Annotated in this window: 12 protein-coding genes; 7 read left to right on the top strand and 5 right to left on the bottom strand. The window is 72.9% G+C overall.

What is annotated here, in order from left to right; all coding sequences use genetic code 11:
* Complete coding sequence (locus RMN57_RS26995) at positions 1 to 597, bottom strand: Uma2 family endonuclease (protein ID WP_313765889.1); 597 nt, start codon at positions 595 to 597, stop codon at positions 1 to 3.
* 168 nt (positions 598 to 765) lie between these two features.
* On the opposite strand from RMN57_RS26995, the gene RMN57_RS26990 reads away from it, so the two are divergent.
* On the top strand, positions 766 to 1812 hold the full coding sequence (locus tag RMN57_RS26990; protein ID WP_313765888.1) for a DUF4349 domain-containing protein: 1047 nt from the start codon (positions 766 to 768) through the stop codon (positions 1810 to 1812).
* Positions 1813 to 1904: 92 nt separating this feature from the next.
* On the opposite strand, the gene hemE is transcribed toward RMN57_RS26990, so the two are convergent.
* Positions 1905 to 2918: a uroporphyrinogen decarboxylase gene (hemE, locus tag RMN57_RS26985; RefSeq protein WP_313767977.1), complete on the bottom strand. Its 1014-nt coding sequence runs from the start codon at positions 2916 to 2918 to the stop codon at positions 1905 to 1907.
* 259 nt (positions 2919 to 3177) lie between these two features.
* Here hemE and RMN57_RS26980 point away from each other — a divergent pair, with 259 nt between their 5' ends.
* The 5 genes from RMN57_RS26980 (at position 3178) to RMN57_RS26960 (ending at position 9958) form a co-directional block, all read left to right on the top strand.
* A complete protein-coding gene (locus tag RMN57_RS26980) occupies positions 3178 to 3840 on the top strand; it encodes a DUF3000 domain-containing protein (protein ID WP_313765887.1) in 663 nt (220 codons plus the stop codon).
* A 321-nt stretch (positions 3841 to 4161) separates the two neighbouring features.
* A complete protein-coding gene (locus RMN57_RS26975; RefSeq protein ID WP_313765886.1) occupies positions 4162 to 4878 on the top strand; it encodes a response regulator transcription factor in 717 nt (238 codons plus the stop codon).
* Between the two features lie 179 nt (positions 4879 to 5057).
* A complete protein-coding gene (locus RMN57_RS26970; protein ID WP_313765885.1) occupies positions 5058 to 6311 on the top strand; it encodes a ribonuclease D in 1254 nt (417 codons plus the stop codon).
* 297 nt (positions 6312 to 6608) lie between these two features.
* Positions 6609 to 7826, top strand: coding sequence for an acetyl-CoA C-acyltransferase (locus tag RMN57_RS26965; protein ID WP_313765884.1), 1218 nt, complete (start codon positions 6609 to 6611; stop codon positions 7824 to 7826).
* Positions 7827 to 7828: 2 nt separating this feature from the next.
* Positions 7829 to 9958, top strand: a complete 2130-nt coding sequence (locus tag RMN57_RS26960; RefSeq protein WP_313765883.1) for a 3-hydroxyacyl-CoA dehydrogenase NAD-binding domain-containing protein — start codon at positions 7829 to 7831, stop codon at positions 9956 to 9958.
* 152 nt (positions 9959 to 10110) lie between these two features.
* Here RMN57_RS26960 and RMN57_RS26955 read toward each other — a convergent pair whose 3' ends face one another.
* The 3 genes from RMN57_RS26955 to RMN57_RS26945 all read right to left on the bottom strand — a co-directional run bounded on the left by RMN57_RS26955 (position 10111) and on the right by RMN57_RS26945 (position 15115).
* Positions 10111 to 11628 carry a glycosyltransferase family 39 protein gene (locus tag RMN57_RS26955; RefSeq protein ID WP_313765882.1) on the bottom strand — a complete coding sequence of 506 codons (1518 nt, stop codon included), beginning with the start codon at positions 11626 to 11628 and terminating at the stop codon, positions 10111 to 10113.
* Between the two features lie 126 nt (positions 11629 to 11754).
* A complete protein-coding gene (dxs, locus tag RMN57_RS26950; protein ID WP_313765881.1) occupies positions 11755 to 13668 on the bottom strand; it encodes a 1-deoxy-D-xylulose-5-phosphate synthase in 1914 nt (637 codons plus the stop codon).
* A gap of 244 nt (positions 13669 to 13912) precedes the next feature.
* Positions 13913 to 15115, bottom strand: a complete 1203-nt coding sequence (locus tag RMN57_RS26945; RefSeq protein WP_313765880.1) for an ROK family transcriptional regulator — start codon at positions 15113 to 15115, stop codon at positions 13913 to 13915.
* A gap of 490 nt (positions 15116 to 15605) precedes the next feature.
* Here RMN57_RS26945 and RMN57_RS26940 point away from each other — a divergent pair, with 490 nt between their 5' ends.
* Complete coding sequence (locus tag RMN57_RS26940; protein WP_313765879.1) at positions 15606 to 17309, top strand: PQQ-binding-like beta-propeller repeat protein; 1704 nt, start codon at positions 15606 to 15608, stop codon at positions 17307 to 17309.
* The last annotated feature ends 4 nt before the right edge of the window (positions 17310 to 17313 follow it).

Here is a 17313-nt window from a genome sequence, read left to right as displayed (position 1 = left end):
TCAATCCGCCCGCTTCGTCCGCTTCGGCACCGGCACCAGGGCGTCGAGGTCGATGTCGACCGGGAACGGCACGGGCCGCTTCAGCCGGCCCCGGAAGATCCCGGCCGAGACGTACGAGGCCGTGCAGGTCTCCAGCTCGAAGACGTGCGCGACCGGCAGGCCGTTCTTCTCCTCGATCACCCAGTAGTGCGGGATGCCGGCCTCCGCGTACTTCCGCACCTTCACGTTGCGGTCACGATCGGCGGACTCCGGCGAGACGACCTCGACGACGAGCACCACGTCGGACGGCGCGTACCAGGTACGGTCCGGGTCGTACTCGGCCTCCGCCGCCACCAGGTCCGGTTCGGGACGGTTGCGCCGGTCCAGCTTGATCGTCATCTCGCGCTCGGCCAGGACGCCGTCCGGGACGAGGTCTTCCAGCGCGGCGGTGAGCCCGGTGACTGCTCGGCTGTGCCAGGAGCGCTGCGGGGACATCCTGAAGACCAGGGCTCCGTCGATCAGTTCGGTGTGCCGCGGCGCCTGCGGCAGGTGGTCGAGGTCGTCGGCGATCCACCCCTCTTCGCGGGGCGGGTACATCCACTCCGGCAGCTCGCTCATGGACGCACAGTAGCGAGGCCGGCCCGTGCCCGGGGCCTTGTCCGGGCCGCGGCCGAGCCGTGACGGAGTTGCGACCTCCGGGGCGGGTCCGATCGGGCGGGGGCTCCGTCCAATGGGCTGGGCGTCCGGATCCGGGCGCCGGCCAAGGGACTTGGGGAGGGCTCGATCGTGGTGCGAGAAGTGCGCGGGGCAGGGCGCAGAGCCGGGGCGGCGGCCGTGGTGTTCGCGGCGGCGGTGCTGGTCGGGGGGTGCAGCGCCGGCGGCGGGTCCGTCGTGGCGAGCGACAGCGCCAAGCGTGACGCCGCCGCGCCGGCGGCCGCGCCCCCGGTGGCGGCCTCACCGGGCGGGGCCGGCGCGGGCGCCGCGGCCGGCGAGGCCGCGGGCAGGCCCGGCGGCGGGGCGGGGCAGCCGAGCGCCGTCCAGGTGGCGGACAACCGGCTGATCGCCTACACGGCGCAGCTGTCGCTGCGCAGCAAGGACGTCCCCGCGGTGCTGGCGAAGGCGCGCGAGCTGGCCTCGTCCGCCGGGGGCTACGTCGGCGGCGAGACGGTGAGCGGCGGGGGCGACGAGAACGCCGGGCAGACCGGCCAGATCACGGTCAAGGTGCCGTCGGCGACGTTCCAGCAGACGCTGGACCAGTTCGCCGCGCTCGGCGAGGTGCTGTCACGGCGGAGCCAGGCGGACGACCTGACCCAGCAGGTGGCGGACGTGTCGAGCCGGCTGCAGACCCAGCAGGCGAGCGTCGACCGGGTTCGGGCGCTGATGACGCAGGCCAAGACGCTGGCCGAGGTCACCAGCCTGGAGGGTGAGCTGAGCCGCCGCGAGGCGGACCTCGAATCGCTGCAGAAGCAGCTGAAGGAGCTGTCGGCCCGGACGTCGCTCTCCACCATCACGCTGGACGTGCGGCGGGATCCGAAGCCCGTCCACGACCAGCCGGACGTCAAGAAGGAGAAGGACGAGGGCTTCTGGTCCTCGGTCGGCTCCGCGCTGGGCGGCGGCTGGCACGCACTGGTCACGGTCGTCCGTGTGCTGGCCATGGCCCTCGCGGCGGTGGCGCCGTTCCTGCTGGTGGCCGGCCCGGCGGTGGCGGCGGCCTGGCTGGTCCGGCGGCGCCGGGCCCGCACCCCCCGCGCCGCGGTGCCGCCGGTGCCGCCTATGCCGGAGCACCTGCCGAGCCCGCGGGAGGAGGCGGACGGGGAGCGCCGGGAGGCCTGAGTGCGCCCCGGGTACGGCGGTGGCGGGCCCCTCCCCTCGGAAGGAGCCCGCCACCGGGTCGTGCCGGCCGTACCGGCCGCGCCGGCCGGGCGTCAGCGAGCGCTGGCCTCGTGCACGAACTCGACCAGCCGGCTGAGCGCGTCCGGGTCCATGCTCGGGAGCACGCCGTGGCCGAGGTTGAAGATGTGGCCGCTGGTGCCGAGCGCCTGGGCGGCGTGCAGCACCTCGCGGGCCTTGGTCTCGACGGCCTTGGTCGGCGCGAAGAGCACCGCCGGGTCGAGGTTGCCCTGCAGGCCCTTGCCGGGGCCGACCCGCTCGGCGGCGACGTTCAGCGGCACCCGCCAGTCGACGCCGACGACGTCCGCGCCGGCCTGGCCCATCAGGCCCAGCAGCTCGCCGGTGCCGACGCCGAAGTGGATCCGCGGCACGCCGTAGTCGGCCACCGCGTCGAACACCTTGGTGCTGGCGGGCATCACCGAGCGGCGGTAGTCGTCCGGGGCGAGCGAGCCGACCCAGGAGTCGAAGAGCTGGACCGCCGAGGCGCCGGCCTCGATCTGCACCTTGAGGAAGGCGGAGGTGATGTCGGCCAGCCGGTCGACCAGGGCTGCCCAGAGCTCGGGCTGCCCGTACATCATGGCCTTGGTGTTCTCGTGGTTCTTGGACGGGCCGCCCTCGACCAGGTAGCTGGCCAGCGTGTAGGGGGCGCCGGCGAAGCCGATCAGCGGGGTGGAGCCGAGCTCGTCGACGAGCAGGCCGATCGCCTCGGTGATGTAGGGGACGTCGTCCGGCTCCAGCGGGCGGAGCCGCTGGAGGTCCTCGGCGGTCCGGATCGGGTCGGCGATGACCGGGCCGATGCCGGGCTTGATGTCGACGTCGATGCCGATCGCCTTGAGCGGCACCACGATGTCGCTGAAGAAGATGGCCGCGTCCACCTTGTGCCGGCGCACCGGCTGCAGGGTGATCTCCTTGACCAGCTCGGGCCGCATGCAGGACTCCAGCATGGGGATGCCCTCGCGGACCTTCAGGTACTCGGGCAGCGAGCGGCCCGCCTGGCGCATGAACCACACCGGCGTGTGCGGCACCGGCTCGTGCCGGCAGGCGCGCAGGAACGCCGAGTCGTACGCGGCGCCGCGGCGCGCGGGGGTCTGCTGGCCGGGGGCGGCGCCGGCCGGGACGCCTGCCCGGGTGGCCGCCGTGGTGTCTGCCGTAGTCTCGCTCACGGTTCAAATCTTCGCACGCGCCCCGCACCGTCCTCCCCGGGCGGGCTCGTCGGTTCCTCCAAGATCTGGCCGGTTTGCCGTCCCGGCACGCCGCGCGGGCAGAAGTTGCGGCGATTACCCGCGTTTTCGACCTAGTCTTCGGGTCATGGCAGCGGTCGGCGGGCACCCAGCGCAGGGTGGCGGAACAGGTGGCGGGACGGGTCGGGAGGCGGCGCCGAGCGAGTTCCTTGCCGCGGTCGAGGCTCTGCGGGGGGCGCGGCTGCGCCCCGAGATCGAGTTCTCCCCCGCTCCGGCGCCCCGTCGGCTCGCCCCGCACGCCTTCGCGTTGACCGCCGCGGTGGAGGTGGACGGCGAGGAGCTGGCCGACGGCCGGCTGGTGCTGCTCCACGACCCGGCCGGGCAGGAGGCCTGGAACGGGGACTTCCGCGTGGTGACGATGACCCGCGCCGAGCTGGAGCCCGAGATGGCCGGCGACCCGATGCTCTCCGAGGTCGGCTGGGCCTGGCTGCTGGACGCGCTGCAGGCGCACGGCGCCGGCTACGCGGAGCCGTCCGGCACGGTGACCAGGTGCGCCTCGCAGTACTTCGGCGGACTGGCGGACCGCGCGTCGTCCACCGAGATCGAGATCCGGGCCTCCTGGACGCCGGCCGACGGCCGGTTCGAGCGGCACCTCGCGGCCTGGGGGGACCTGCTCTGCATCAGCGCCGGCCTGCCGCCGGCCGCCCCGGCGCCGCAGCCCGCGGCCGACGCGTCGTCACTCGGCGGAGTGGTCCCGATGCCCGCCCGGCGGCGTCCGCGCTCGCACTGACGAGTGGCGTCCGGGCCGATCGGCGCCGGCGAGGCCCGGCGCCACCCCCAGGGCTGACGGAGTGTGACTTCGGATCAGCTCCGCGTCAATTAACCGGTCAAGGCCGACCGATTTGCTCCGGATCCGATCGATTTTGTGCGAATTCCAGGCATGTCGCATCAGTCACCTGCGCGATTTGTCCGTATTGTTACTCACTAGATCGTGATCTTTCGCTAAAGCCGGGCACGGTAGCTGCCGAAGCAGACTGTGACCCTTTCCGAACGCGGAACACTCCGACCGCCCCCATCGGGGTTCCGTCCGCCACTCCCCGCAGGAGGCCTGGTGTCGGTCCTTCTTGAGCACCCCGCAAACGTGGTCGCCTACCGTCCGACCAAGCCCACCGCCATGGTGGTCATCGCCGATCCCCGCGTCCGCAACACCGTCACCCGCCACCTCTGGGCGCTCGGCGTCCGGGACGTGATCGAGGTGTCCTCGATCGCCGAGGCCCGCCCCCGGGTCTCCACCCCGCGCGACATCTGCGTCGCCGACGTGCACCTGCCGGACGGCTCCGGGCTGACCATCCTGGCCGAGACCCGCGCCGCGGGCTGGCCCAACGGCCTGGCGCTCTCCGCCGCCGACGACATCGGCGCGGTCCGCAGCGCGCTGGCCGGCGGCGTCAAGGGCTACGTGGTCACCGGCACCCGCACCAACGTCGCCATGCCCGGCCGCCCCGGCCTGCCGCTCGGCGCCGGCGGCCTGGCCGGCCGGATGCGCCGTCCCGGCATGCCGGGCGTGCCGGGTGCGGCCGGTGTCCCGGGCGCCCCCGGGGCCCCCGGTGCGCCGGGCGCGCAGCAGGCCGCCTACCGCGAGCTCTCCGGCCGCGAGGTCGAGGTGCTGCGGCTGGTCGCCGAAGGGCAGTCGAACAAGGCGATCGGCGTCGCCATGGGACTGTCCGCACTCACCGTCAAGAGCCACCTCGCCCGCATCGCCCGCAAGCTGGGCACCGGTGACCGGGCCGGGATGGTCGCGGTCGCGCTGCGCACCGGCATCATCCACTGATCACCCGGTAGGACCGCTGGACCGCTGCGGCGGTCTTGGAGGAACGTTCCTTCAGGACCGCCGCAGCACTCCTGTCCGGCCCCGGTCGGCGCCCACACGGGCGCAAGGGCATATGCGGACTCCCGGTCTGACCAGTCCGACAACACTCCCGGCCGCGAGGACCGTCGTACCCTTGGTGGGTGACCGACGCCGTAGCAGCCATCCCAGAAGAAGCAGCCCCGGTCCCACTCCTCGAACCGAAGGAGGGGATCCCGCCAGTGGTGGCGGACGAGCGGGCGCTGGCCGCCGTCGTCGCCGCCTTCGCCGCGGGTACCGGACCGGTCGCCGTCGACGCCGAGCGGGCCTCCGGTTACCGCTACGGGCAGCGGGCGTACCTCATCCAGCTGCGCCGCGCGGGCGCCGGGACCGCGCTGATCGACCCGATCGCCTGCCCCGACCTGACCGCGCTGGGCGCGGCCCTGGCCGACACCGAGTGGGTCGTGCACGCGGCCACCCAGGACCTCCCCTGCCTCGCCGAGGTCGGCATGCGCCCGCAGCTGCTGTTCGACACCGAGCTGGCCGGCCGGATCGCCGGCTTCGCCCGGGTCGGCCTCGGGCCGATGACCGAGAGCGTGCTCGGGCTGAGCCTCGCCAAGGAGCACTCGGCGGTCGACTGGTCCACCCGGCCGCTGCCCGAGCCGTGGCTGCGCTACGCCGCTCTGGACGTCGAGGTGCTGGTCGAGCTGCGCGACGCACTCGAACAGGAGCTGGACGCCCAGGGCAAGCTCGGCTGGGCGATGGAGGAGTTCGCCGCCATCGCCGCCGCGCCCCGCCCGGCGCCGCGCACCGATCCCTGGCGCCGCACCTCCCAACTGCACAAGGTCCGCCGGCGCCGCCAGCTGGCCGTGGTGCGCGAGCTCTGGCTCGCCCGCGACCGGATGGCGCAGGAGCGCGACGTCTCGCCGGGCCGGGTGATCTCCGACGCCGCGATCGTCAACGCCGCGCTGGCCATGCCGCTCAACCTCGCCGGGCTGCAGGCCGTCCAGGGCTTCGGGCCGCGGGTGCACCGGCGGCAGCTGGAGCAGTGGCTGGCCGCCGTGCAGCGGGGCCGGGACGTCCCGGAGAACCAGTTGCCGCCGGCCACCGCGCCGCACGACGGCCCGCCGCCGCCCCGCGCCTGGGCCGAGAAGGACCCGGTGGCGGCCGCCCGGCTCTCCGGGGCGCGGGCCGCGGTCACCGAGCTGGCCGAGGCGCACAACCTGCCGGCCGAGAACCTGATCACCCCGGACCTGGTCCGCCGCGTCTCGTGGGAGCCGCCGGCCGACCCGAGCGCCGCCGACGTGGCCGCCGCGCTGCGCCGGCTCGGCGCCCGGCAGTGGCAGGTCGACCTGGTGGCCCCGGTGGTCGCCGAGGCGTTCGCCAAGGCCGCGGCCCAGCCGCCGCAGGCCGACTGAGGCCGGCCGGGGGCCCCGGCCGCCACGGCACCGCCACAGCGCCGCCACCGTGCGTCCACGGCGCACCGAAGGGGATGTCGTCCGAGGACGGCATCCCCTTCGCCGTCCCCGCGGACCTGCACAGGTCTCCCGGGGGGACGTGTCGCGGGACACACCCGGAGATCCGGCCGCCGGGCCTGGGCAGGTTGGTTACCGACGGGTAGCATGACCGTGAAGCGGCGCCGCTCACGTCCCGACTGCGACGGACGGCGGCAGCCTGCCCACCTCAACCTGTTGGTCCCTGGGAGGAGAGCCCCCGTGCCTCGTACCGCGAGGGACGTCGTCTTCGTCGATGGCGTCCGCACCCCGTTCGGCAAGGCCGGCCCGAAGGGCATCTACCACGAGACGCGCGCCGACGACCTCGTCGTCAAGTGCATCCGGGAGCTCGTGCGCCGGAACCCGAACCTGCCCGTCGAGCGGATCGACGAGGTCGCCATCGCGGCCACCACGCAGATCGGCGACCAGGGTCTGACCATCGGCCGCACCGCGGCCCTGCTGTCCGGCCTGCCGAAGTCCGTTCCGGGCTACGCGATCGACCGCATGTGCGCCGGCGCGCTGACCGCCGTGACCACCACCGCCGGCGGCATCGCCTTCGGCGCGTACGACGTGGTCGTGGCCGGCGGTGTCGAGCACATGGGCCGCCACCCGATGGGCGAGGGCGTCGACCCGAACCCGCGCTTCGTCTCCGAGAAGCTCGTCGACGAGTCCGCCCTGTTCATGGGCATGACCGCGGAGAACCTGCACGACCGGTTCCCGCACATCACCAAGGAGCGCTGCGACGCCTACGCCGTGCGCTCGCAGGAGAAGGCCGCCAAGGCGTACGTCAACGGCGACATCCAGCCGGACCTGGTGCCGATCTCGATCCGCAACACCAACCCCGAGGTCGGCGAGACCGGCTGGGGCCTGGCCACCGTGGACGAGCCGCTGCGCCCGGGCACCACGATGGAGTCGCTGGCCAACCTGAAGACCCCGTTCCGCCCGCACGGCAACATCACCGCGGGCAACTCGGCCGGTCTGAACGACGGTGCCACCGCCTCCCTGCTTGCCGCCGAGGACGTCGCCGAGGAGCTCGGCCTCCCGGTCAAGATGCGCCTGGTCTCGTACGCCTTCGCGGGCGTCGAGCCCGAGGTGATGGGCATCGGCCCGGTGCCGGCCACCGAGAAGGCGCTGGCCAAGGCCGGTCTGACCATCGACGACATCCAGGCCTTCGAGGTCAACGAGGCCTTCGCCGTCCAGGTGCTGGCCTTCCTGGACCACTACGGCATCGCGGACGACGACGAGCGGGTCAACCCGTTCGGCGGCGCGATCGCCTTCGGCCACCCGCTGGCCTCCTCCGGCGTGCGCCTGATGAACCAGCTGGCGCGCCGCTTCGAGCAGCGCCCGGACGTCCGCTACGGCCTCACCACGATGTGCATCGGCTTCGGTATGGGCGGCACCATCATCTGGGAGAACCCCCACTTCGAGGGCGGTAAGTGACCATGAGCACCACGACTGAGCTGCTGACCCGTGGCGCCGAGCTGTTCCCCGGCGAGGTCGTCACCACCGCCCACGTCCGCCACCTGGACCTGCCGCTGCAGGCCGGCAAGCTGGCGCTGGTCACCCTGGACAACGGCTTCGACCACACCAAGCCGACCACCTTCGGCCCGGGCTCGCTGCTCAAGCTGGACGCGGCGCTGGACCAGGTCGAGGCCGAGGCCGCCGAGGGCAAGATCGTCGGCGTGGCCATCACCGGCAAGCCGTTCATCTTCGCGGTCGGCGCCGACCTCAAGGGCGTCGAGCTGCTCAAGGAGCACGCGGACGCGCTGGCCATCGGCAAGGGCGGCCACGAGGTCTTCAAGCGGATCGCCGCGCTGCCCGTCCCGTCCTTCGCGTTCTACAACGGCGCGGCGATGGGCGGCGGCGTCGAGGTCGGCCTGCACTGCACCTACCGCACGGTCAGCGCGGGCGTCCCGGCCTTCTCGCTGCCGGAGGTCTTCCTGGGCCTCGTCCCCGGCTGGGGCGGCTGCACCATCCTGCCGAACCTGATCGGTCCGGCGAAGGCCGTCAAGGTCATCGTCGAGAACTCGATGAGCCAGAACAAGCAGCTCAAGGGCAAGGAGGTCTTCGAGCTCGGCATCGCCGACGCGATCTTCGAGCCGGCCGACTTCCTGGAGCAGTCGCTGCTCTGGACCGCCAAGGTCCTCAAGGGCGACGTGGTCGTCGAGCGCGAGGAGATCGACCGCGGCAAGGCCTGGGACGACGCCGTCGCCTGGGGCCGCCTGGTCGCCGACGCCAAGGTGCACGGCGCCGCGCCGGCCGCCTACAAGGCGCTGGACATCATCGCCCAGGTCAAGGACGAGGACCTGCAGGCCGGCTTCGACGCCGAGGACGCGGCCCTGGCCGAGCTCATCATGGGCGGCGAGCTGCGCAGCGGCATCTACGCCTTCAACCTGGTGCAGCGCCGGGCCAAGAAGCCGTTCGGCGCCCCGGACAAGTCGCTGGCCCGCCCGGTCACCAAGGTCGGCGTCGTCGGCGCCGGTCTGATGGCCTCGCAGCTGGCGCTGCTGTTCGCCCGCCGCATGGAGGTGCCGGTGGTCCTCACCGACATCGACCAGGAGCGCATCGACAAGGGCGTCGGCTACGTCCACGCCGAGATCGACAAGCTGCTCGGCAAGGGCCGGATCGGCCAGGACAAGGCCAACCGCCTCAAGGGCCTGGTCACCGGCTCGCTCGACAAGGCCGTCGGCTTCGCCGACGCGGACTTCGTGATCGAGGCCGTGTTCGAGGAGATGGGCGTCAAGCAGACCGTCTTCGCCGACCTGGAGAACGTGGTCTCGCCGACCTGTGTGCTGGCGACCAACACCTCCTCCCTCTCGGTCAGCGAGATGGCCTCGAAGCTGAAGCACCCCGAGCGGGTCGTCGGCTTCCACTTCTTCAACCCGGTCGCGATCCTGCCGCTGCTGGAGATCGTCCGCGGCGAGCAGACCGACGACGCCTCGCTGGCCACCGCCTTCGGCGTCTCGAAGAAGCTGAAGAAGACCGCGGTGCTGTGCAAGGACGCCCCGGCGTTCGTGGTGAACCGGATCCTGACCCGCTTCATGGGTGAGATCCAGGGCATCATCGACGAGGGCACCCCGATCGCCACGGTCGAGAAGGGCGTCGAGCCGCTCGGCCTGCCGATGTCCCCGATCATGCTGCTGGAGCTGGTCGGCCCGGCCATCGCGCTGCACGTCTCGGAGACCCTTCACGGCGCCTTCCCGGAGCGGTTCACCGTCTCCGAGAACCTCGGCAAGGTGGTCAAGGCCGGCAAGCGCGGCTTCTACACCTGGGTCGACGGCAAGCAGGTGCTCGACCCCGAGGTGCTGGAGCTGCTCTCCTTCGGCGACAGCGTGCTGACCGAGGAGCAGGTCCTGAACCGCGCTCTGGACGCCGTGGCGCAGGAGATCGGCCTGATGCTGGAGGAGGGTGTCGTCGGCGAGGCCCAGGACATCGACCTCTGCATGATCACCGGTGCCGGCTGGCCCTTCCACCTGGGCGGGATCACCCCGTACCTGGACCGTGAGGGTGTCTCGGAGCGGGTGAACGGCAAGCGGTTCCTCGCCCCGGGTGTGGCCTCGGTGCCCGCCTAGCAGTGGTACGGAAGGGCCCCGGTGACCATCAGGTCACCGGGGCCCTTCCGTGTCCGCGGGGGCGGCTGCCGGCCGTCCTCGCACCTGCGGCGGCACCGTGCGCCGGCGGCGGGCTCCCGGCGCCGGGGTCGGGCCCGGGCGCCGGGCGGGCCTCAGCGCTTGAGGCGGTAGACCACGGTGTCGGCGAAGACGCCGACCATCTCGTAGTGGGTGTCCAGCAGGTTCTCGATCTTCGGGATCTGGGTGGGCTGGTACGGCGCCAGGCCGGAGTCGTCCACGACCACCTCGGGCAGGCCGTTGTCGACCAGCTCCTTGTCGAAGGTCTGCCAGGCGTTGCTGACGCTGAACTGCTCGCCGACGTTGAGGCTGCCGTCCTTGCCGCCGCTGTAGTTGGTCAGGAAGCCCGCGGTCAGGTAGCGGGTGGCCGGCTTCCGGTCGGCCAGCCAGTACAGCTCGGGGTGCATGCCCCAGACCAGCACGGTGTCCTTGGGGGTGGTCTGCGCGGCGACCGCGGTGGCCACCTCGGTGGTCCGGTCGAGCCGCTCCCCCGGCCACGCCAGCGCCAGCGTCCAGAAGGCCGTCGCGGCGACCGTGGTGTACACCAGGACGGGCTTCCAGCGGACCGCCGAGGTGGCGACCGCGCCCGTGCCCAGCAGCACCAGCGGGGGCATCAGCTGCAGGTAGTAGTGGCCGAAGAAGTGGAAGCCGACGCTGACCGCGACGACCGAGGAGAGCAGCCAGACCCAGAGGTCGGCGGTGGAGCCGTGCTCCTCCCCGGCGACCGGCAGCGGCCGGTGGCGGTGCTTCAGCCAGAGCCGGCGGCCGACCGGCAGCAGGAAGCCGAGCCCGGCCGCGGCCAGGATCGCCGAGTTGCCCAGCGCCCGGCCGATCATCTGCAGCCAGGCGCCGCCGAAGGAGGCGTAGTCGCCGCTGCCGGTGACCACCCAGAAGAGGAAGCCCTTGGGCTTGGTGAGGATCACCGCGACCAGCGCTATCGGCAGTGTGAACCCGAAGCCGATCTTGAACAGGGCGGGCGGCCAGCGCACGCCGCGCCGGCGGGCGTCCTGGAAGAGCATCCAGAGCACCGGCAGCAGCACCGCGCCGCCGGTCTGCTTGGTCAGCGAGCAGAGTGCCACCGCGATGCCCGCGGCCAGCCAGCGGCGCCGCTCGGCGTACCGGAAGGCCGCCACCATGGCGGGCAGCATGAAGACCTCGAAGGTGGCCGCCTGGGTGTCCTCCGGCGAGAGCCCGATGGAGACCAGCAGGTAGAGCAGGCCCGCGCCGGCGCCGGCCCGGTTGCCCCAGCGTCCGCGGGCGATCGAGGCCAGCAGGATCGCGGTGACCAGGTGGGCGGCCACCGCCAGGGTGCGCAGCGGCCAGAGCGAGGCCGAACCGAAGACCGCGAAGCAGGCCTGGTAGAGCCAGGGCAGCAGCGGCGGCTTCCGGTCGACCACGGTGTCGTACAGCACGCCGCCGTCGGCCAGCATCCGGGCCTGGGTGGCCAGGAAGCCCTCGTCGGGGCTCCAGACGGGCCGGACGAAGGACGGGATGTGGGTCACGAGCGCGACCAGGGCCAGCACCGGCACCAGCCTCGTCCAGTAACCCTGGCGGACGCGGTCGGGCAGGCGCTCGGCGAGCCCGGCGAGGCGGGGGCGGGTGGGGGTCGGCACGGATGACAACCTACCGGGCGGGATCGGCGCGGGCTGCGCCGGTCCCGCCTTTCGGTGCGATTATCGGCCTGTTCGCCGGGGAACTGTTGCCCAGTTGTCGCAAACGGCGGCCGTGGGCCGAACGGGTCAGGCCTCGACGGCCGCTACGTCCAGCCGGGCGATCCGGGAGACCAGGGCGGTCACCTGGCGGGCGATGTCCGGCCCGTTGAGGCCGATCTCGGCGAGGATCTCGCCCCGCGAGGCGTGGTCCAGGAACTCCTGCGGGATGCCGAAGTCGCGCAGCGGGACGTCCACCTCGGCGTCCCGCAGCGCCTGCGCGACCGCGGCGCCGACGCCGCCGACCCGGCCGTTGTCCTCGATCGTGACGACCGCGCGGTGTTCGGCGGCCAGGCCCGGCAGCGCCGGGTCGACCGGCTTGACCCAGCGCGGGTCCACCACGGTGGAGGTGATGCCCTGGGCGGCCAGCAGGTCGGCCACCTCCAGGCTGGTCTGGGCCATCGCGCCGACCGAGACGATCAGCACGTCGGCGCGGCGGCCCTCGGTGCCGTCCTCGTCGGCGCGCAGCACGTCCATGCCGCCGATCCGGCCGACCGCGGGGACGGCCGGGCCGACCGTGCCCTTGGAGTAGCGCACCACGGTCGGGGCGTCCTTGACCTCGACGGCCTCGCGCAGCTGGGCGCGCACCTGGTCGGCGTCGCGCGGTGCGGCCATCCGCAGGCCCGGGACGACCTGGAGGATCGACATGTCCCACATGCCGTTGTGCGAGGCGCCGTCGGTGCCGGTGACGCCGGCCCGGTCCAGCACGAAGGTGACGCCGAGCCGGTGCAGCGCGACGTCCATCAGGACCTGGTCGAAGGCCCGGTTGAGGAAGGTCGCGTAGACCGCGAAGACCGGGTGCAGGCCGTTGGTGGCGAGGCCCGCCGCGCTGGTGACGGCGTGCTGCTCGGCGATGCCGACGTCGAAGATGCGGTCCGGGAACTCCTTGGCGAAGGGCGCGAGCCCGACCGGGTGGAGCATCGCGGCGGTGATGCCGACGATGTCCTCGCGCTCGTGGCCGAGCGCGACCATCTCCTCGCCGAAGACCGAGGTCCAGTCCTTGCCCGAGCTCTTCACCGGCAGGCCGGTGTCCGGGTGGATCACCCCGACCGCGTGGAAGCGGTCCTCCTCGTTGTTCTCGGCGGCGTGGTAGCCGCGGCCCTTCTCGGTGAGGCAGTGCACGATCACCGGGCCGCCGAAGCCGCGCGCCTTGGTGAGCGCGGACTCCAGCGCGGTGAGGTCGTGGCCGTCGATCGGGCCGATGTACTTGAGGCCGAGGTCCTCGAACATGCCCTGCGGGGCGATGAAGTCCTTGAGGCCCTTCTTGGCGCCGTGCAGCGTGTCGAACAGCTGCTGGCCGACCACCGGGGTGCGCTGCAGGGCGTCCTTGCCCCAGGACAGGAAGCGCTCGTAGCCCTGGGTGGTGCGCAGCGTGGCGAGGTGGTTGGCGAGGCCGCCGATGGTCGGGGAGTAGGAGCGCTCGTTGTCGTTGACGACGATGACGACCGGCAGGTCCTGGGCGTCGGCCAGGTTGTTGAGCGCCTCCCAGGCCATGCCGCCGGTGAGCGCGCCGTCGCCGATGACGGCGACGACCGGGTCCGACTTGCCGAGGATCTTGTTGGCCTTGGCCAGGCCGTCGGCGTAGGAGATGACGGTGGAGGCGTGCGAGTTCTCGATCACGTCGTGCTCGGACTCGGCGCGCGAGGGGTAGCCGGACAGGCCGCCGCTCATCTTCAGCCGGGAGAAGTCCTGGCGGCCGGTGAGCAGCTTGTGGACGTAGCTCTGGTGGCCGGTGTCGAAGAGGATGCGGTCGCGCGGCGAGTCGAAGACCCGGTGCAGCGCGACGGTGAGCTCCACCACGCCGAGGTTGGGGCCGAGGTGGCCGCCCGTCTTGGAGACCTCCGTCACCAGGAAGGTCCGGATCTCCTCGGCCAGGGTGGCCAGCTGTGCGGGCGTGAGCCGGTCGAGATCGCGCGGTCCCCGAATGCGGGTCAGCAGGGCCACCCGTTCCTCCTCGTTCAAAGTCGCGGACCGCGGGCGGTCCGGCGGGCGTCGCTGCCCGGTGTGCCGACGCGCTCCGACGGTCGTCTAGGTCGGTGCCGACCGGTCGAGTCTAATGTCCGCCTACCGGACGCCGAGCGGGGTGCCCGGTGCCGTGCGCCGGTAACCCCCCTCACCCTGCGGTTCTCGTCGTGAAGCCGGGCGTGGCGGCCCGCGTGGCGGCTCCCGCCGGCCGCCCGGCTCGAACTCACGAACGGGCGGCGGACGCCTGTGCGGACCGGCCGAGCGCCCCGGACTCACCCATCTCGCTCATCACCAGCGCCAGCGCGCCGAGCACCTCGGCCCGGCCGCCCAGGGTGCCGGGGACCACCGAGAGCTGGCGGGCGGCGCTCGGGATCGCGTAGCGGGCCACCGAGTCCCGGATCGGGGCCAGCACCAGCTCGCCGGCGTCGGCGAGGTCGCCGCCGAGGATCACCCGGCGGGGGTTGAGCAGGTTGCACAGGGTGGCCACGCCGGTGCCGATCTGCCGGCCGGCGTCGGCGATCACCCGGCGGCAGCCGAGGTCGCCCTGGTGGGCCAGCTCGACCACCCGGGGCAGGGTGAGGTCCGGGCCGAGGGTGGAGGTGAGCAGGCCGAGCAGGTAGCGGGAGCCGACGAAGGTCTCCAGGCACCCGCGGTTGCCGCAGCGGCAGACCGGGCCGGCCTCGTCCAGGGTGATGTGGCCGATCTCGCCGGCGGTGCCGCCCGGGCCGCGGTAGATCTGGCCGTTGACCACCAGGCCGGCGCCGACGCCGCTGGCCACCTTGATGTAGGCGAGGTCGCTCAGGCCGCGGCCGGCGCCCCAGACCAGCTCGCCGAGCGCGCCGAGGTTGGCGTCGTTGTCCACGTGCACCGGCATGCCCAGGCGCTCGGCCAGCTCGTGGCCGGGGGCGATGCCGGTCCAGCCGGGCAGGATCGCGGTCGAGCCGAGCGCGCCGGTCTCCACGTCGATCGGGCCGGGGACGCCGAGGCCGACGCCGATCACCTTGTCCGGGCGGAAGCCGGCCTGCTGGAGCAGCCGCTCGACCAGCGCCTCGGCGCGGTCGAAGCCCTGGGCGGCGGAGACGTCGACGTCGATCGGGGCGCTCTCCTCGGCGAGCACGCGGTGCGCGAGGTTGCCGACGGCGACGCGGAGGTGGGTGTGGCCGAAATCGATCCCCACCACGATGCCGGCGTCGCCGCTGAGCGACACGCTGCGGGCGCGGCGGCCCCCGGAGGAGGTGTCGGCCACCACGACGGTGCCGCTCTCCTTGAGCTCCCGGACGATGTTGGACACGGTGGCCGCGGAGAGCCCGGTGCTGCGCGCGATCTCGGCCTGGGTCAGCGAGCCGGCCATCCGTACCGCGCGGAGCACCCGCTCCAGGTTCGCCCGGTGCAGTGAGGACTGCGAGCCCGGTGTGTCCGTCGACATGATCCACCCTCCCAAGGGCAGGGGAACCGCTCGGCCGGGTATTCCCCTTTCAACTCCTGAAGCCTAGGCCCTGACGCGTCCGGACGGTGCGGCGACCGGCGACGCGGGTGCGGGGCGGGGGCGCACCCGGCCGCCACGACGAACCGCGGGAGGCGGTCCGGCAGGGCCGGCCGGAGCGGCGACACGCCCGGGTGGGTGCGGAGCGGACGGCGGGGAAGCCCGGCAGCTCAGCGGGACGACGGGGGTGCTCCGGGGCTCCTGCGACCGGGTGAAATCGGGCCACCCGTACCATGGTGCCCAATCTCACCCGTCCCACGGTCCACGGATGTCATCCGGCCGGGGGGCGATTCCAGACATGACGGGGCATCAGATGGCAGGGGATCACCCTACTCCAGGGGCGGGCGACTCGCCCGGCAGCAGTCCGGCGGACAACCGGGGCGTATCGCTCGGACGGGGGCCGGGCGTCGACCCGGCGGCCGTGGCGAACCAGATGACACAGCTCGACGGGGCGCCGATCCCGGGTCAGGGCGGCCCGGCCGCACAGGCCGCGCCCGGCACGCCGCCGCAGCCCCCGGCCCAGCCGCCGGCACCGGGCAGCGACTACGCCTACGCGCCCACCGCCGCCGCAGGCTTCCCCGCCCAGGCCCCGCCGCCGCCGGCGGCCGCGCCCGTCGGCCCGTTCGACCCGGCCCCGACCAACGGTCAGGGCTACGGCTACCCGGGCCAGCCGCAGGCCGACGGCGGCTACGGCTACCCGCAGCAGCAGGCCGGGTACAGCTACCCCGGCGCCCCGGTGCCGCAGCCGCCCAAGCAGCGCAACCCGGTGATGCTCTGGGGCGGCATCATCGGCGGCGTGCTGGCGATCGCCATCATCGCCGGCCTGGTCGTCCTGTTCACCGAGAACGACACGCCGGACAACCCGACCGCCAGCGGCGGCACCAGCACCTCCGGCGGCACCAACACCGACCCCAGCGCCTCGGCGAGCTCGGGCGGTTCGAGCGGCGGCTCGGGCGGCGGCGGTGGCGGCAAGGCCGGTGCCTACAACCTCGCCTGGAGCGCCCCCAAGCCGACCGCCGCGGCGAGCGGCTCGCAGCTGCTCGGCATCTGGGGCGCCGACAAGACCGTGGTGCGCGCCGACAGCTACGGCATCCGAGGCCTCAACGCGGCCGACGGCAAGGAGCTGTGGAGCATCGCGCCGCCGTCCGGCAGCAAGGAGTTCTGCGCCGCCTCGTACGGGGTCAACTCCAAGCACATCGCCGCCGTCGCGCTCAACACCGGTGACAGCGACTGCTCCACCGTCGGCGCGATCGACGTCAGCACCGGCAAGCTGCTCTGGACCGTCAAGGCCAGCCAGGAGCGGATGTCCTACCCGACCCTGACCGTCACCGACAAGGTCATCGGCATCGGTGCCAGCGGCGTGGTCGGTGCGGTGAACGTCGCCGACGGCTCGCCGGCCTGGCAGTTCCAGCCGCGCGAGAAGGACTGCAGCGTCTACGGCAAGGCGGCCGGCAACCAGATCGCGGTCAGCGACCGCTGCTACGGCCTCAACACCACCACCAAGTCCCAGCTGGTCGTGGTGGACGCCGACACCGGCAAGACCGCCAGCGGGGCGCCGATCACGCTCACCGGCAGCATCGAGCGGGTCGACAAGGTCATCTCGGACCAGCCGCTGGTGCTGCTGGTGACCAACGGCCCGAACGGCGACTACATCCTGCCGTTCGACAAGAGCACCAAGCCGATGACCCCGATGTCGGTCAAGGAGCCCGGCGCCGACAGCCTGCGCCTCTCCGGCCAGTCCGACGCGTTCACCCAGAACGTGGTCAGCGGCAACACGCTCTACGTCCAGGTCAACCCGAGCAAGCCGGCCGTCAACGCCTACGACCTGACCACCGGCAAGCGGCTCTGGTCCTCCAACGGCGGCAACGACGACGACATCCGGCTGGTCTCCGGCACCGACAAGGACGGCAAGGTCCGCGCGGTGGTGGACATGGGCTACAACAAGGACGCCAAGCTGGTCACGCTCTCGCCGACCGACGGCAAGCCGACCGACCTCGGCACCATCACGTCGCAGAAGAGCACCGACTTCATCAGCATCACCAGCACCGAGTACGTGCTGCAGTCGGACGGTTCGCTGTACGGGTTCTCCCGCAGCTCCGGCTCCGACTCCCCGGTGCTGAAGTACGCGAAGAAGTGACGCG

This window comes from Kitasatospora sp. CM 4170 (genome assembly GCF_032110285.1).
GTDB lineage: Bacteria > Actinomycetota > Actinomycetes > Streptomycetales > Streptomycetaceae > Kitasatospora > Kitasatospora aburaviensis.
The sequence above is the reverse complement of the archived record's forward strand: the minus strand, read 5'-3'. Positions and strand labels throughout refer to the sequence as shown.

What these genes read in the sequence shown, in the direction of transcription:
- RMN57_RS26945 (WP_313765880.1), bottom strand. Translation starts at nt 15,115, where the DNA reads ATGTCGACGGACACACCGGGCTCGCAGTCCTCACTGCACCGGGCGAAC.
- RMN57_RS26980 (WP_313765887.1), top strand. Translation starts at nt 3,178, where the DNA reads ATGGCAGCGGTCGGCGGGCACCCAGCGCAGGGTGGCGGAACAGGTGGC.
- RMN57_RS26995 (WP_313765889.1), bottom strand. Translation starts at nt 597, where the DNA reads ATGAGCGAGCTGCCGGAGTGGATGTACCCGCCCCGCGAAGAGGGGTGG.
- RMN57_RS26960 (WP_313765883.1), top strand. Translation starts at nt 7,829, where the DNA reads ATGAGCACCACGACTGAGCTGCTGACCCGTGGCGCCGAGCTGTTCCCC.
- RMN57_RS26940 (WP_313765879.1), top strand. Translation starts at nt 15,606, where the DNA reads ATGACACAGCTCGACGGGGCGCCGATCCCGGGTCAGGGCGGCCCGGCC.